Below are 14622 nucleotides of genomic sequence, written 5' to 3' on the forward strand. Positions count from 1 at the left end.
AGAGATCCGAATGATGAACGCCGCATTTCCACAGGTCAGGATTGTGCCCAGAAGGATGCTCAAGCCTGACACCGCAGAACGCCTGCTCAATATGCTCGCTGGTGTCGCCGGCATTCGCCGGCTGATGATCCACGGCCCCGGCCTGCCAAAGAAAGTCCCGTACGGGCCGGCACGGGGAAACCCGAACCCGCACTCCGACCGCAAAGCGATCCATGTCGGCGACGCCGAGATCGCGCTGCGGATCTCTGCGGGCGAGGTTATCCTGGAGGTAGAGGACGCCTCCGTCATCGAGGAGATCCGGTCGCTCTGCGACGGCTTCTTCACGGAGTTCCCTTACCAGCTTCAAGAGGGCAGGTTCATGAAGACCGCTCCGACGCTCGTGGACTACGCAAAGTATGGACCCGACGCCGATACGTCGCTCATCGGCCTTGCGGACCCCCGGAACGGGGAAGGCCCGGTGATCGTCCGGACAGAGCGGTGACGAAAGGTTCGTCAGGACCTGGAAATATGGCCGGAAATCGTTCAAGATTGGATAAGATAAGATATCAATCGCTTTGAGGTGAATTGAAACATGGCATACAAGCCCCAGTACGGTCCCGGGACATCGATTGTCGCCGAGAACCGTCGCAAACAGATGAACCCCAAGCAGAAGCTTGAGAAGGTTCGCTCCGTAACGGATGAGGACATCGTGCTGATCCTCGGCCACCGCGCTCCCGGATCGGCATACCCGAGTGCTCACCCGCCGCTCGCCGAGCAGCAGGAAGTCGACTGCCCGATGCGCAAGCTCGTCAAGCCCACCGAGGGTGCACAGGCCGGCGACCGCGTCCGCTACATCCAGTTCGCGGACTCGATGTTCAACGCCCCCTCGCAGCCCTACCAGCGGACCTACACCGAGATGTACCGCTTCCGTGGTATCGACCCCGGTACGCTCTCCGGTCGTCAGATCGTCGAGTGCCGCGAGCGCGACCTCGAGAAGTACTCCAAGGAACTCATCGAGACCGAGATGTTCGACCCCGCTCTCGTCGGCATCCGTGGCGCGACCGTGCACGGCCACTCGCTCCGTCTCGCTGAAGACGGCATGATGTTCGACATGCTCCAGAGGAACGTCCTCGGTGAGGATGGCATCGTCAAGTACGTCAAGAACCAGATCGGCGAGCCCCTCGACCGTGCGGTTGCCGTCGGCAAGCCCATGGACGAGAAGTGGCTCAAGGCCCACACGACGATCTTCCACTCGCTCGTCGGAACCGCCTACCGTGACGACGCCGAATACGTCGAATATGTCCAGCGCATCCACTCGCTGCGCACGAAATACGGCTTCATGCCGAAAGAGGAGTGATTACAATGGCAAAGATTGAGAGATCCCAGAAACTGTTCCTGAAGGCGCTCAAGGAGAAGTTCCAGGGGCAGGACGTCGAGTCCGAGACCGCCGAGTTCTACAAGTTCAACGGCGTCCGGCAGTCTCCCCGCAAGATGGAGTTCATGAAGGCAAGCCGTGCCGTCGAGATGGACCGCGGCATCTCCATGTACGACCCCGAACGCTGCCACCTCGGCGGTATCCCGATGGGCCAGCGCCAGCTGATGACCTACGAAGTCTCCGGCACCGGTGTCTTCGTGGAGGGTGACGACCTGCACTTCGTCAACAACGCTGCAATGCAGCAGATGTGGGACGACATCCGGCGGACCGTCATCGTCGGCATGGACCTCGCCCACCAGACCCTGCAGAAGCGTCTCGGCAAGGAAGTTACTCCTGAGACCATCAACGAGTACCTCCACATCTTAAACCACGCGATGCCCGGCGGCGCCGTCGTCCAGGAACACATGGTCGAGACCCACCCCGGCCTCGTCGACGACTGTTTCGTCAAGGTCTTCACCGGCGACCAGGAACTCGCTGACGACATCGAGCCCCAGTTCCTCCTGAACATCGAGAAGCTCTTCCCTGCAAAGCAGGCCGAGGAACTCAAGGCCGAGATCGGCAAGAGCATGTACCAGGCGATCCACATCCCGACCGCGGTCTCCAGGACCTGCGACGGTGGAACGACCTCCCGGTGGTCTGCAATGCAGATCGGTATGTCCTTCATCGCCGCGTACCGCATGTGCGCCGGCGAAGCGGCAGTCGCCGACCTCTCCTACGCTGCAAAGCACGCAGGCGTCGTCAACATGGGCTCTGTCCTGCCCGCCCGGCGTGCCCGTGGCCCGAACGAGCCCGGTGGCATCAAGTTCGGTCTCTTCGCCGATATCGTCCAGGCGAACCGGAAGTACCCCAATGACCCCGCCAAGGCTGCCCTTGAGGTCGTCGGCGCCGGAACCATGCTCTACGACCAGATCTGGCTCGGCTCCTACATGTCCGGCGGTGTCGGATTCACCCAGTACGCGACCGCGGCCTACACCGACAACATCCTCGACGAGTTCACCTACTACGGTATGGACTACGTCAAGGACAAGTACAACGTCGACTGGAAGAACCCGAGCCCCAGCGACAAGGTCAAGCCGACCCAGGAGATCGTCAACGACATGGCGACCGAGGTCACCCTCAACGCCATGGAGCAGTACGAGCAGTTCCCGACCATGATGGAGGACCACTTCGGCGGGTCCCAGCGTGCCGGTGTCATCGCCGCCGCATCCGGTCTCACGACCTCCATCGCGACCGGAAACTCCAACGCCGGTCTGAACGCCTGGTACCTCTCCATGCTCCTGCACAAGGACGGATGGTCGCGTCTCGGCTTCTTCGGCTACGACCTCCAGGACCAGTGCGGTTCCGCGAACTCGCTCTCCATGGAGTCCGACCGCGGTCTGATGGGCGAACTGCGTGGCCCGAACTACCCGAACTACGCGATGAACGTCGGACACCAGGGCGAGTACGCCGCAATCGTCGCGGGTGCTCACTACGGCCGCAGCGATGCGTTCTGCTACAGCCCGCTCGTGAAGGTCTGCTTCGCCGACCCGGCCCTGAAGTTCGACTTCGCCGAGCCCCGCCGCGAGTTCGCGAAGGGTGCGATCCGCGAGTTCATGCCTGCCGGCGAGCGCTCGCTCATCGTCCCGGCCAGGTAAACCCCTCTATCACCCCCTTTTTAAGTTGCACGTCCTCACATCCGTGATCGCAAGCATTCCTGCCGATCGGACGGAGAAGGTGGAGCGAGTGGTTCTCACTCGCCCACGTATTATGATAGTATAAATTCATATCACGAAGTTTGCTTATTTTCAGTGTTTTATTCGCACTTTCGGTCTTCCCGGCCACCGCGACGCCCGCCCCGGTCACCGGGAGGCGCGCGGGGGTTGGGTTGAGGCTGTTCGAGCACTCGAGAAGCTCGTTCGGCTTTGTTGAATCCCTTTCCCTGAGATCGAATCGTCTGCAGAATTCTCCATACCACTCGACTCACGCGAAGCCGCGAAGTGCGAGCGTAGCGAGCTTGAGCACCGTCTGGTGCGAAGAACGCGAAGGAGGCTGTCAGTATCCATTCAGGCTTCGTGCCTCCGCGGCTTCGCGTGAGGTCACATCACCACCATCTCGTGGTACCTGGACGTTCTCCAGAGGATGTGAAGCATTTCAACAGAGCCGCTCGTTCACGATAGATTCTCGGTGAAGCGCGGCGTCCCGCCAAGAATGGGGCATGGGCACCGCAAGATGCGAGACGTGAAAGCCGCGAGGGAGTCACCTACGCCAATCTCCTTTTCTTCGCGCTCTTCGCGGCTTCGCGTGCGATGTCGATGTAGGGACAACGATATGGTCTCACGCGAAAGCCGTGATGGGCGACTTACACCCCTCTCTCGCTCGCTCTGTGCGCACTTCGGGCGGGGTAATGTGAGGTGGGCGGTCCTGGGAAACTGTTTCAAAGCATCAGATCCCGTCCTTCCTCTGTCACCGCTCACCCTATGGGCAGTAAGTCTCCACGGTGCTCTTTCCTCACCCCACCAAACCCCCTATATCGCCGGACCTCCAACACTTTCGTGAAGAACCCGGGGAGGAGTTCATAGCGTGACGACCGGCGGTCGGATCATCCTGCACGTGGACATGGACAGTTTCTTCGCCTCCGTGGAGGTCCGCCGCGACCCGTCTCTTGCCGGGAGGCCGGTGATCGTCGGCGCCGACCCGAAGGGAGGGACGGGTCGGGGGGTCGTGAGCACCTGCTCGTATGAGGCCCGGCGTTACGGGGTCCGCTCCGGCATGCCCATATCGCGGGCGTACGACCTCTGCCCGCACGGTGTCTACCTCCCGGTGGACCGGCCGCTCTATGCCGGTGCCTCAGCGGAGATCATGGCGATCCTCTCCCGGCACGCCGACCGGATCGAGCAGGTGAGCATCGACGAGGCCTACCTCGACGTCAGCTCCGCCGGGAGTTTCCCGGCGGCGAGGGCGCTTGCCGCCGCGATCAAGCGGGAGGTCCGCGAAGAGGCGGGGCTCACCTGCTCCGTCGGCGTCGCCCCGGGCAAGGCCGTCGCGAAGATCGCCTCCGACTACGAAAAGCCCGACGGGCTGACGATCGTCGCCCCGGAGGAGGTCGCGGGGTTCCTCGCCCCCCTCCCGGTCGAGAAGATCCCCGGCATCGGGAGGAAGACCGGCGAGGATCTCCGGCAGATGGGGGTCCTGACCGTCGGCGACCTTGCCCGGTGTGACGTCCAGGACCTTATCTCCCGGTTCGGGAGGGCCGGCATCCAGATGCACCGCCTCGCCCGGGGTATCGACGACCGCGAGGTGCGGGACCGGGGAGGGTGCCGGTCCGTCTCCCGCGAGACGACGTTCGACGCGGATACCGCCGACCCCTCCACCCTCTCGGGGACTCTCCTGGACCTCGCCGGCGACGTCGCGGGCACCCTCGCGGCGGACGGCCTGCGGTGCCGGACCGTCACCGTCAAGGTCAGGTACCGGGGATTCGAGACGCACACCCGGTCGAGGACGCTGGAGCGGTTTAGTGACGATCCGGGGGCGATCCGGCGGGCTGCATCCGCCCTGCTCCTCCCGTTCCTCAACGGCCGGCCCGTCAGGCTCATCGGGGTCAGGCTCTCGACGCTCGAGGGGGGCCGGACCCGGCAGGCATCGATCGACGAGTTCCTCTCCTGACAGGTTGGGCAGCGATATGGTCTCGCGCGAAGTCCGGTGGTTACTTACAACAGTCTCCTTCGCGGCTTCGTGTCTTCGCGTGAGGGCGCGTCATCGCCCATAAACTGTCAGCTCACCCGAAGCCGCGAAGAACGCGAAGTTCGGTAAATGGGTGTGCAATGCTCCTTTGCGGCTTCCTGTAAGATAGCGAGATCCGGCCGGCCGCAGGGCGAACCTTCTTTACGTGGCGTGCGCATCCTGCCGGCATGCCCGACATCTGGACCGTGCTCCTTGCCGCCCTGCTCCTTCTCATTTTTGCGGTGCCGGTAGTCCAGCAGCAGGTGACCCGGGCCAGGCGCCTGCGGGCAATCCGGGACCTCGAGGCCGAACGCCGGACGCGGGTCATCGCCCTCATCCACCGGCAGGAGCGGGTCGCTTTTCTCGGCATCCCGTTCTACCGCTATATCGACATCAATGACTCCGAGGAGATCCTCCGGGCGATCCGGCTCACCCCGTCGGAGATGCCGATCGATTTTATCGTCCACACCCCCGGCGGCCTGGTCCTCTCCTCGGAGCAGATCGCGATGGCGCTCCGGCGGCATAAGGGGAAGATAACGATATTCGTCCCCCACTACGCCATGTCGGGCGGAACGCTCCTCTGCCTCGCCGCCGACGAGGTGGTGATGGACGAGAACGCCGTCCTGGGCCCGGTCGACCCCCGGATCGGCGACTACCCGGCAGCCTCGATCCTGCGGGTCCCGCACCTGAAGCCGCCGGAGGAGATCGAGGACGAGACCTTCATCCTGGTCGACATCGCATCGAAAGCCCGGAACCAGATGCGGGAGTTTGTCACGGTCCTGCTCCTTGACCGGATGGAGCCTGAGCGTGCAGACTCCCTCGCACGCCTGCTCACGGAAGGGACATGGACCCACGACTACCCGATCACCTTCGAGCAGGCGCGGGACCTCGGCCTCCCCGTCATCCCCGGCATGCCTGCCGGGGTGTACCGGCTAATGGACCTCTTTCCCCAGGCGATGGTCCGCCGCCCGTCGGTCGCCTATGTCCCGGTGCCCTACCGGGAGGAGGAGAAGGGTCGGTGAAACGTGACCGTGCGTCTTCGGGCACGGCGAGGCCTACCCTGTTTTAAGGTTCCGGCGCCAAGATCACTCCATTCACGGCACGCGACTGCGGGCATGCCGGTCCCGGAGGGCGCGGATGCCGGACGACGAGGAAACGGCAATGACGACTTCAACGATTCTGCAGAGATCATTCGTGTGCCTCTTTTTCGCGGCGGTGCTGCTCTCCGCCGGGTGCCTCGGGCAGGAGCAGGCCCCCGCGGTCGAGGGGCCCGCCCCGGAGTTCCGGGGGGAGACATTTAACTACGACGACCGCGTGATATTCCGCTTCATTCCGGAGACCGATGAGGCGGGGACCTATAGTGTGAACTACATCCTCGAGCAGGGCGTTTCCTGGGGAACGACGAGAGAATCACGGGAAAACGTGATCTTCGCGAACGTCTCACGCGCCAATCCCATCGAGTTCGTTCTCCCCCGCGAGTCGCCGTCGGACACTGCGGCGGTCGAGATCGAGATCCGGAGCACGGCCGGCGTTCTCCTGTACAAGAGCCGGATAGCGGTAACCCCTGTGACACCCACCCCGACACTCCCCTGATCCGGGACGGGTTCCCAGCACTTATCCCATCCCGCAACCCACTTTCTTTTGATCGTGAGCACCTACCTCCAGCTGGGCCTGGACGCGTTCGACCGCTCGCAGCCCCCGCTCTGCGCTGATCGTCCCGACCTGAACGGTTTTCGCCGGCTCTGCTGCCGGTGCCCTTTTGCCGCGAGGAGCGGAGGCCTGATCTACTGCGATCGGTTCGCGATTCCCATCCGGACGCGGGAGAAGTATGCTCTGTTGGGATGGAAGAAGGTCCGCAACACGATCCTCGCACGTGACGGCCACCGGTGCGCCGTCTGCAACGGGGACCGCGACCTCCACATCCATCATCTCGACCACGACCCCACGAACGACGATCCGGGGAACCTGGTCACGCTCTGCGGCATCTGCCACGCCCGGGTGCATACCGAGCTCCGCCGCGAGGGAGGGGCAGGACGGGTGGCACGGGTGCTCCCGGCTGCGCGCCGCCGTTTTCGCTGACGCTCGCCCGTCCTGCCGCCCCTGAAAGCCGCTCAGGTGGCCCCGGCCGGCATCCGCGGTGGGGGAACGATTATATCGTATGCCCGCTACCAGATGCGTTACCACGGGGGGAATGACCGGAGTGAGTATAACAGAGCGACTCTTCGGCAGGGCCGATCCCGGAGACCGGCGGGGTCCCGAGACCGACGCGGCAGTGAGCAGAAAGGCGGTTTCTCTGGCCCAGCAGGGGCACCTCGGCGAGGCGATCGCGTGCTTCGACCGGGTGCTCGCAGAGGACCCGGCCAACGTGAAGATGTGGAACAACAAGGGCGTCTTCCTCGACCTTCTCGGACGGGACCAGGACGCCCTGGCCTGCTGGGAGATGGCGCTCTCGATCGACCCGGAATTTGCTCCGGCCTGGGTCTCCCGGGGGATGCTGCACCGGCGCCGCAACCGGTTCGACGAGGCGCTCGCGTGCTATGATCGCGCCCTCGAGATCAACCCGGACTCCGCGGTCGCCTGGTACAACCGGAGCGGGATATTCGTCGCGCAGCGCCTTCTGGACGAGGCGGTCGCCTGCTACGAGCGGGTGCTCGCCCTTGACCCTCATTTCGTGGCGGCCTGGACCGATCTCGGCTACGCCCGTTTCCTCCAGCACCGGCACGAGGAGGCCGTCGCCTGCTACGACCGGGCCATCGCCGACGACCCCGGGAGCGTCCGGGTCTGGAGCCTGAAGGGGGGCGCCCTGTACGCGCTCGGCGAGTACCGCAAATCGCTCGAATGCTTCGACCGGGTGCTCTCGCTCGATCCGAAGTATGCCGCCGGATGGAGCATGAAGTGCAGCGTCCTCTACCACCTCGGCATGTACCGCCACGCGCTCGCATGTGCCGACAAGGCGCTCGAGATCAATCCCTCCTGCGAGCTGACCACCCAGGTCCGCAAGATGCTCGTCGGCCTCATCGAGAAGTGGTGACGGCCCCGGCTCTTTTCTCCGGGCCCGCGCCGCCCGGACCGTTCCGGAAGGTTGACGCCGGGCGCCGTCCAACCGGTGACTGTCGCGCCGGGCGGGAACTCTCCCCCGGGGGAGACTCCGACCTCCTATTACCCGGCGATGCCAACAGGTGGATGTAATCCATGCCAGTCGATCAGATCCCTATCGGCACGTTCTCGCAGATCACCCGGCTCTCGCAGAAGGCGCTCCGCCTCTACGACGAGCGGGGGCTCCTCGTCCCCGCGGCAAGAGACATCTGCACGGGATACCGCTACTACACCTTTGCCCAGGTCGAGCGCGGCATCCGTATCCGGCACCTGCTCTGGCTGGGGTTCGGCCTCTCCGAGGTCGAGACCATCCTCGATGCGCGGGAACGGGGGGATGCCGGGACGATACGGGATCTCTTTCGCGCACGTCTCGCTGAGACCGAGCGGGAGGTTGGACGGCTGCATGCGATCGCAGAGGTCCTGCGGGTGCAGGACCCGCTGAACGGAGGATTCCGTATGTCGATCACCGAACCTGTCATCAAAGAGATCCCATCCCTGCGGGCGCTTTCCCGCCGGGAGCGGGGTGTGTACCAGGAAGCGATCCCGAGACTGATCGGGGAACTCTGCGCTTATGTCTATCCTGCTGATGGGCGGCAGCCCGCTGCACGGGTGGCCGGGCCGATCATGTTCGTCTGCCACGACGAGGAGTACCGGGAGACGGACGCCGATATCGAGGTCGCGATCCCGATCACGGGGTCCGTCAACCTCGACGGGTCCGCCATCGAGGTCCGGACCCTTCCTGGCGGCCGGTTCGTCTCGGTGCTCCACACGGGCCCCTACGGCGGGGTCGGGAAGGCGTACGAGCGGCTCTTTGCCTACATGGGCGAGCACGGCCTCGCGCCGGCCGGCCCCTCGCGGGAGCTCTACCTCAACGACCCCGCAGAGGTGCCGGAAGACGAACTCATGACCGAGGTCCAGTTCCCGGTGACGGACCTCCCGCTGTCCCCCTGAAGGGGGAACGGTCACCTTTCTTCTTCGACCGCAAAGACATGGCAGCCCCAGCCGGGGATGTCGAGGTAGAGGCCGGGCGAGAGGAGACTCCCCCCGTCGCGGTCGTACTCTGCCGTCCCCATCAGATCCCGGAGCCGGACCGACCTCCCCGCAAGATCCGTCCACGGGAGCGGGACGTAGCACTGGCCCCGGTCCGGCGCGTAGTTGACGGCGACGAGGAGCTGTTCCCCTTCCCCTCCCCAGGCGAAGGCGATGTAGCCGTCGTGGGAGGGATTGCCCTCCCATGCCGGGCCGCATTCAAGAAGCCGCCATTCCCCGTCCCGGAACGCCTGGCGATTCAGGCAGGCAAGAAGCCGCCGGTAGAACTCTTCTATGGCCGGATCGACCGGCTCCTCGGGCTCGCGGCAGAGGTGGACGGGGACAAACTTCCGCCGTCCGGCGAACTGCCCCTGGTGGAAGAACCGGAGGCCGGGCGAGAGGTAGGCGAGGACGGCGGCGGCCCGGTGCCGGTCGGGCGGGAAGACCGTTGCGGCACGCGGTTCGTCGTGGTTCTCGAGAAACCGGACGGACTTTCGCTGGTATTCGGGGTCAGCCCGGAGATGGTCCCGGACCGGGCCGGCGTCACCGCTTCGCAGTCGGTCATAGAGCCGTTTGTCGTAGGTGTAGTCGAACCCCTGCTGCTGGAGCGTCCACTCGAGGTCCCAGTAGGCCTCCGCCATGAAGACGAACTCCGGGTTCTCTTTCCGGGCTGCGGCGATCGCCCCCGGCCAGAAGGGTTGTGCATCCCTCCCCCAGGTCTGCCGGAAGACCTCCGGGAGAACGAGCATCGCCATATCGCACCGGACGCCGTCGCACCACCCCGCGATCCGCCGGACCTCGGCGATCATCGCCTCCCGGAGGGCCGGGTTGCCGTAGTCGAGCTGCAGGGTGTCGGGCCAGCCGGAGAAGTAGGGGTCCCGGCCGTGGGCGAGGACGGTCCGGCCGCCGGAAAGATCGAGGGCGATGAAGTCCTGCGGCCGGCGGGCGAGGTCATCCTCCGTGCCGTGGACGTAGTAGTCCGGGTGGTCGCGCACCCAGGGATGGTCGAGGCCGGTGTGGTTCGGGACGAAGTCGAGCATCAGGAGGAGGCCCTCGCGGTGCAGCCGTTCGCGGAACCGGGCGAGGGCATCCGGGTCGCCGAGGTCCTGGCCGGGCCGGTAGCCGGCGACCGCGAACCCGGAGCCGCAGATCTCCTCCTCCCGGAGATCGGGGAGGAGGTCGTGGAAGCCGCGGAGCCACTCCTCGTTCGAGCGGGAGACGCGGCGCCCGGCCTCTCCGGTCTCCCAGGCGCCCATGAGGTATATCCAGGAGAGGCCGCAGGCCGAAAGCCCACGGAGCCAGGCGTCGGGGATATCGTCGAGCGCGGCACGGGAACGCCCGGTCTCGCGGGCGAGACGCCGGAGATGGACGCGGGCGTTGACCTCGTAGAGAGAAGGGTGGCGGGGGGGGACGCTCATCGCGAGGCCCCTCGGTTGTGCGGGGAGATAGAGGTATCCCTGCTCTAGAAGGACCCTTACCAGACGGCGGAGTGGAGGTCGTCGTCCCGCCGGAACCCCCGGAACGACCGGGAGCCCTGGATGGCGTCGATGACCCGGCTGTTCGTCGCCCGCATGAAGATCTTGAGGGGTGCGTGCATCCTGCCGTCCAGGCAGCGGTAGATGAAGTCCCGCAACGCCGCCTCCGCCCGCAGCTCGGGGATGAGGCGGCGGTTGAGGAGAGCGGTGTAGGTCCCGGCGAGCGGTGCGCCGGACGCAAGGTGGCGGCCGACGGCGTGGGCGGCGAGTTCTGCGGTCCGGTGGGCGTAGAAGATCCCTTCGCCGAGGATGGGGCTCGCGAACCCTCCCGCATCGCCGACGAGGACCGTCTCCCCGTACGCGGGCGAGGGGATGTAGTTGCCGAACGGCAGGGGGTATCCCACCGGCTTTCTCTCTGCAAACGCTGCAAGGCCGATGGTGGCAAGGAACTCCTCGAAGAGGTCGGGCAGTTCTTTCTCGTTCTTCCGGAGCAGCCCGCCGATCCCCACGATGACCGACCCGCTGTTCGGAAAGACCCACCCGTAGCCCCACCGGCAGGCGGCAAGGACGAGGTGCGGTCTTTCGAGATCGGCGCGGAGAGGGATCGCGCCGCCGCCGTCTCCAGACGCCTCCACCTCTTCTCGCGGGATCGAGAGTTCCAGGGCCCAGCCGAGGTTCGCCTGCCACTGCTTCCGGTCGACGATGCCCCGCGGGAAGGAGCGCCGGACCCTGCTGTGGATCCCGTCGGCGCCGACGATGACCCGGGCGGTGTACCGGTCCCCGTCCGGGGTCGTGACGGTCCGGTGGGCGTGGTCGATCGTGGCGACTTCCACCCCCTCGCAGATCTCCGCCCCGGCCTCCGCCGCTTTCCGGGCGAGGAAGGCGTCATACCGCTCCCGCCGGGTGAAGTAGAACGGCTCCGCGAGGTCCCCGATGAGGGTGCGGCTGTTCCCGATGTAGAGCGCGTATCCGGTCCCAGCCGAGTCGAGCAGCCCCTCCTGCCGGAGCGCGGGGACGGGGAGGTGGAAGACCCGGTCGAGGAACCCAACGGACTTCTGGCTGAGGCAGCCCCCGCAGACCTTCCCCCGGGGGTACTTCTGCTTCTCAAGGAGGGCCACCCGGTAGCCGAACCCCGCGAGCAGGTAGGCGGCGGTGCTCCCGGCAGGCCCGCCCCCGACGACGACGGCGTCGTAGTCAGGCTGAAACTCCATACTCTTCTCTCCTCATGGTGACAGGGTCCGGTGCATCTCTCAGTTCCTTCTCCGGATGGGGCTGCCTTCCCCATCCGGGTATGCGTGCAGAAATATGAACTGATTTCAAAAATGGTGTATTTAAATCCTCTCGTGCTGCCGGGTGGCCCTCTCGGGGGGGCTGTTTCTCGATCGGGCAACCCCCCGCAGACACTTTCACCCCCCGCACGGCGCAGGCTCTTCTTCTCCAGGGGCCGATCTTCTGTCATGTCGGTGCAGGAGCAGAAACTCGCCCGCCTTACCGCTGCCGGGCGGTTCGACCTCTGCAGCCCGGGGGAGTGCATGCGGCTCCTCTCGGCCGCGGCGAGCATCAACTACAGCCGCCGTGCGGGGGGGTGCGGGCGGATGCTCAAGGTGCTCCTCCACGGCACCTGCTCCTATGACTGCGCTTACTGCTCCGTCCGCCTCCAGAGGGAGCGGCTCGCGTTCACCCCGGAGGAGCTTGCCGGGACCTTCCTCGCCCTCTGGCGCGAGGGGCTCGTCGGCGGGCTCTTCCTGAGTTCCGGGATCGCCGGCGACGTCGACATCGCGATGCACGATATCGTGGAGACCGGGGAGATCCTCCGCCGGCGGGGCTACGACGGTTACCTTCACCTTAAAATCCTCCCCGGCTCGACGCGGGCCGACATCCGCGACGCCGCCCGCGTGGCGGACCGGATCAGCATCAACCTGGAGGCGACCTCCCCCGACCGCCTCGGCTGCGTCGCCGGAGTGAAGGATTACCGGCAGGATATCCTGAAACGCCAGGCCTGGGTGGCGGAGGAGAAACCCGGCGGCCACACCACGCAGATAGTCGTCGGGGCGGCAGACGAGACCGACGCCGAGATCCTCTCCTGCCTTGCCGATCAATACCGGCGGGTCCGCCCCTCCCGCGTCTACTTCTCCGCGTTCCGCGCCCTGGCAGGCACGCCTCTTGCGTCGCACCCGGACACCCCGGCCTGGCGGGCCCGGCGGTGGTACCAGGCGGACTACCTCCTCCGAGACTACGCCGTCACGGCCGACGAGCTCCGGGCGGCCCTCGGTGAGGGGGGATTCTTCGCGAACCGCGACCCAAAAGAGGTCCTTTTCGAAGACCGGGGGCCGGTGGACGTCAACCTTGCCCCGAGGAGCGACCTCCTCCGGGTCCCCGGCATCGGGCCGAAGGGTGCGGACCGGATCCTTGCCCTGCGGAGAGTTCGGCCGTTCTCCGGCCCGGCCGACCTGGCCCGGGCCGGGATCCGGGGGAGAGCCGCAGGACGGCACCTCACGTTCGGCGGAGAGAAGACGGTGCAGACCCGGCTTGCCTTCTAGCACGGAACCGGCCGTCTCGAAAAATGGGTGGGGTTACTTGATCTTCCCGAACTCTTCGCTCACTTCGGTGGTGGACCGGTAGGTCCGGTCGCTGAACTGTTCGAGCGCCGCGATCATGTCCTCCGGAGCGTTGTTCTTCCTTGCGTGGTCGATGAGATCCCCCTTTCCCGCCGGGTAGTCCACGCCCTTGAGGTAGCTCTGCAGGTCGATGGGGGAGAGGTGGGCGAGGGACGGCCTTGCCTTCCGGGTAACGGGAGGTACCTCGGCGACGGTCTCCGACCGGACTTCCGTGACGGTGGTCTTCATGCCGGTCGGCCGGCCGCTCCGGGCCTCGCTCCCGAACTCCTCGCTCACCTCGGCGGCGGACCGGTAGGTCCGGCCGCTGAAGCCTTCGAGCGTCGTGATGACGCTCTCCGGGGCATTGTTCTTCCTGGCCTGGCTTATCAGGTCTTCTCTGCCTGCCGGGTAGTGCATCCCCTTGAGGTAGACCTGCAGGTCGGCGGCGGAGAGATGCCCCGGGGACGGGCCGCGGGTCGTGGTGGGTTGCTCCGCCTTCACTTCCTCTTTCTCGGCCCTCACCATGGACCCGAGCGTCGGGGCGTGGGCTCCGGTCACCGGCCGGGTCTCTTCGACCGCCTCCTCCCGGATCTCCGCCCGCTCGGTCGTGACGACCCCGGTGGTCGGGGCCTCCGTCACCGGTCGCACGGTGGTCGTCGTGGTCCTGCCCTCGACCTCCTCGGCCGCTATCGGCATCCCCGTGCGGGCGGCCGTCTCCCGGATCTCCACCCGCTCGGTCGTGACGACCTCGCGGGGCGGGGCCTCCGTCCGGGTCACGGCCCGGGCCTCCTCCTGGCTCGGGGGGCCCATGGGCCGGGTCGACTCGATCAGGCTCCAGTCGCCTTCTCTCGGCCAATCCCCCTCCTGGAACCCGGACTCGTTGTCGAGTTTATACTTGCTGATGTTCGCCACGAAGACGTCGTCTCCGGGCCGGTAGACCATCGCCTCGATCGGGACCGCGAAGTGCTTCGCGCCGAGGCCGAACATCCCCCCGTACTTGAGCACCGCATACGCCACTCTCCCCGTGGGCAGACCGACCCTGAGGCTTGAGATCTCACCGAGATCATAACCCTCCGGGTTCTTCACCTTCTTCCCCACGATGTCTTCGGACGAGAGGTATTCCTGCCCCTCTCTCCTCCGCACCTGCTGCTCCAGAACCGTTTCAGCCATTGCAATCACCATCTGCGTTGTCTGCTCCCGAAGGTGACCGCCACCTTCGCGCAGAGCGGGCGATGAGTGCTGTGACTATTTAAAATTTCCCGGGGTGCCTGCAGGAGATTCTCCGCGGCGGAAAGAGTGCGCGGGGGTGGGT

At 65.8% G+C, this 14622-nt stretch carries 13 protein-coding genes; 10 read left to right on the top strand and 3 right to left on the bottom strand.

The window, feature by feature from the left end; all coding sequences use genetic code 11:
* The first annotated feature begins 13 nt into the window (after positions 1-13).
* The 9 genes from mcrD to F8E02_RS04900 all read left to right on the top strand — a co-directional run bounded on the left by mcrD (position 14) and on the right by F8E02_RS04900 (position 9160).
* The gene (mcrD, locus tag F8E02_RS04860; RefSeq protein ID WP_317065150.1) at positions 14-481 is read left to right on the top strand and encodes a methyl-coenzyme M reductase operon protein D; all 468 of its coding nucleotides are present in this window, start codon (positions 14-16) and stop codon (positions 479-481) included.
* A gap of 90 nt (positions 482-571) precedes the next feature.
* On the top strand, positions 572-1336 hold the full coding sequence (gene mcrG / locus F8E02_RS04865) for a coenzyme-B sulfoethylthiotransferase subunit gamma (RefSeq protein ID WP_317064353.1): 765 nt from the start codon (positions 572-574) through the stop codon (positions 1334-1336).
* 5 nt (positions 1337-1341) lie between these two features.
* Entirely contained in the window at positions 1342-3048 is a 1707-nt protein-coding gene (gene mcrA, locus F8E02_RS04870) for a coenzyme-B sulfoethylthiotransferase subunit alpha (protein WP_317064354.1), read from the top strand.
* A gap of 925 nt (positions 3049-3973) precedes the next feature.
* The gene (gene dinB / locus F8E02_RS04875; RefSeq protein ID WP_317064355.1) at positions 3974-5056 is read left to right on the top strand and encodes a DNA polymerase IV; all 1083 of its coding nucleotides are present in this window, start codon (positions 3974-3976) and stop codon (positions 5054-5056) included.
* A 245-nt stretch (positions 5057-5301) separates the two neighbouring features.
* The gene (locus F8E02_RS04880; RefSeq protein WP_317064356.1) at positions 5302-6135 is read left to right on the top strand and encodes an SDH family Clp fold serine proteinase; all 834 of its coding nucleotides are present in this window, start codon (positions 5302-5304) and stop codon (positions 6133-6135) included.
* A 115-nt stretch (positions 6136-6250) separates the two neighbouring features.
* Positions 6251-6706 (top strand): hypothetical protein, encoded by a 456-nt coding sequence (locus F8E02_RS04885; protein ID WP_317064357.1) that lies wholly within the window; start codon positions 6251-6253, stop codon positions 6704-6706.
* A gap of 54 nt (positions 6707-6760) precedes the next feature.
* Positions 6761-7192: an HNH endonuclease gene (locus F8E02_RS04890; protein WP_317064358.1), complete on the top strand. Its 432-nt coding sequence runs from the start codon at positions 6761-6763 to the stop codon at positions 7190-7192.
* A 112-nt stretch (positions 7193-7304) separates the two neighbouring features.
* Positions 7305-8144: a tetratricopeptide repeat protein gene (locus tag F8E02_RS04895; RefSeq protein ID WP_317064359.1), complete on the top strand. Its 840-nt coding sequence runs from the start codon at positions 7305-7307 to the stop codon at positions 8142-8144.
* A 161-nt stretch (positions 8145-8305) separates the two neighbouring features.
* Entirely contained in the window at positions 8306-9160 is an 855-nt protein-coding gene (locus F8E02_RS04900) for a MerR family transcriptional regulator (RefSeq protein ID WP_317064360.1), read from the top strand.
* Positions 9161-9171: 11 nt separating this feature from the next.
* Here the strand turns inward: F8E02_RS04900 and F8E02_RS04905 are convergent, their stop codons facing one another.
* Complete coding sequence (locus F8E02_RS04905; protein ID WP_317064361.1) at positions 9172-10656, bottom strand: alpha-amylase family glycosyl hydrolase; 1485 nt, start codon at positions 10654-10656, stop codon at positions 9172-9174.
* A 56-nt stretch (positions 10657-10712) separates the two neighbouring features.
* Entirely contained in the window at positions 10713-11924 is a 1212-nt protein-coding gene (locus F8E02_RS04910; RefSeq protein ID WP_317064362.1) for an NAD(P)/FAD-dependent oxidoreductase, read from the bottom strand.
* 246 nt (positions 11925-12170) lie between these two features.
* On the opposite strand from F8E02_RS04910, the gene F8E02_RS04915 reads away from it, so the two are divergent.
* Positions 12171-13253, top strand: coding sequence for a radical SAM protein (locus F8E02_RS04915; RefSeq protein WP_317064363.1), 1083 nt, complete (start codon positions 12171-12173; stop codon positions 13251-13253).
* A 33-nt stretch (positions 13254-13286) separates the two neighbouring features.
* On the opposite strand, the gene F8E02_RS04920 is transcribed toward F8E02_RS04915, so the two are convergent.
* Positions 13287-14480: a DUF2795 domain-containing protein gene (locus tag F8E02_RS04920; protein ID WP_317064364.1), complete on the bottom strand. Its 1194-nt coding sequence runs from the start codon at positions 14478-14480 to the stop codon at positions 13287-13289.
* Positions 14481-14622: the final 142 nt, after the last annotated feature.

Origin of the sequence: Methanoculleus caldifontis (assembly GCF_032842345.1) — an archaeon.
GTDB lineage: Archaea > Halobacteriota > Methanomicrobia > Methanomicrobiales > Methanoculleaceae > Methanoculleus > Methanoculleus caldifontis.

Coding starts and splice junctions, on each gene's coding strand:
- F8E02_RS04895 (WP_317064359.1), top strand. CDS start 7,305: ATGACCGGAGTGAGTATAACAGAGCGACTCTTCGGCAGGGCCGATCCC.
- F8E02_RS04880 (WP_317064356.1), top strand. CDS start 5,302: ATGCCCGACATCTGGACCGTGCTCCTTGCCGCCCTGCTCCTTCTCATT.
- F8E02_RS04920 (WP_317064364.1), bottom strand. CDS start 14,480: ATGGCTGAAACGGTTCTGGAGCAGCAGGTGCGGAGGAGAGAGGGGCAG.
- mcrA (WP_317064354.1), top strand. CDS start 1,342: ATGGCAAAGATTGAGAGATCCCAGAAACTGTTCCTGAAGGCGCTCAAG.
- mcrG (WP_317064353.1), top strand. CDS start 572: ATGGCATACAAGCCCCAGTACGGTCCCGGGACATCGATTGTCGCCGAG.
- mcrD (WP_317065150.1), top strand. CDS start 14: ATGAACGCCGCATTTCCACAGGTCAGGATTGTGCCCAGAAGGATGCTC.
- F8E02_RS04915 (WP_317064363.1), top strand. CDS start 12,171: ATGTCGGTGCAGGAGCAGAAACTCGCCCGCCTTACCGCTGCCGGGCGG.
- F8E02_RS04910 (WP_317064362.1), bottom strand. CDS start 11,924: ATGGAGTTTCAGCCTGACTACGACGCCGTCGTCGTCGGGGGCGGGCCT.
- F8E02_RS04900 (WP_317064360.1), top strand. CDS start 8,306: ATGCCAGTCGATCAGATCCCTATCGGCACGTTCTCGCAGATCACCCGG.
- F8E02_RS04905 (WP_317064361.1), bottom strand. CDS start 10,656: ATGAGCGTCCCCCCCCGCCACCCTTCTCTCTACGAGGTCAACGCCCGC.
- F8E02_RS04885 (WP_317064357.1), top strand. CDS start 6,251: ATGCCGGACGACGAGGAAACGGCAATGACGACTTCAACGATTCTGCAG.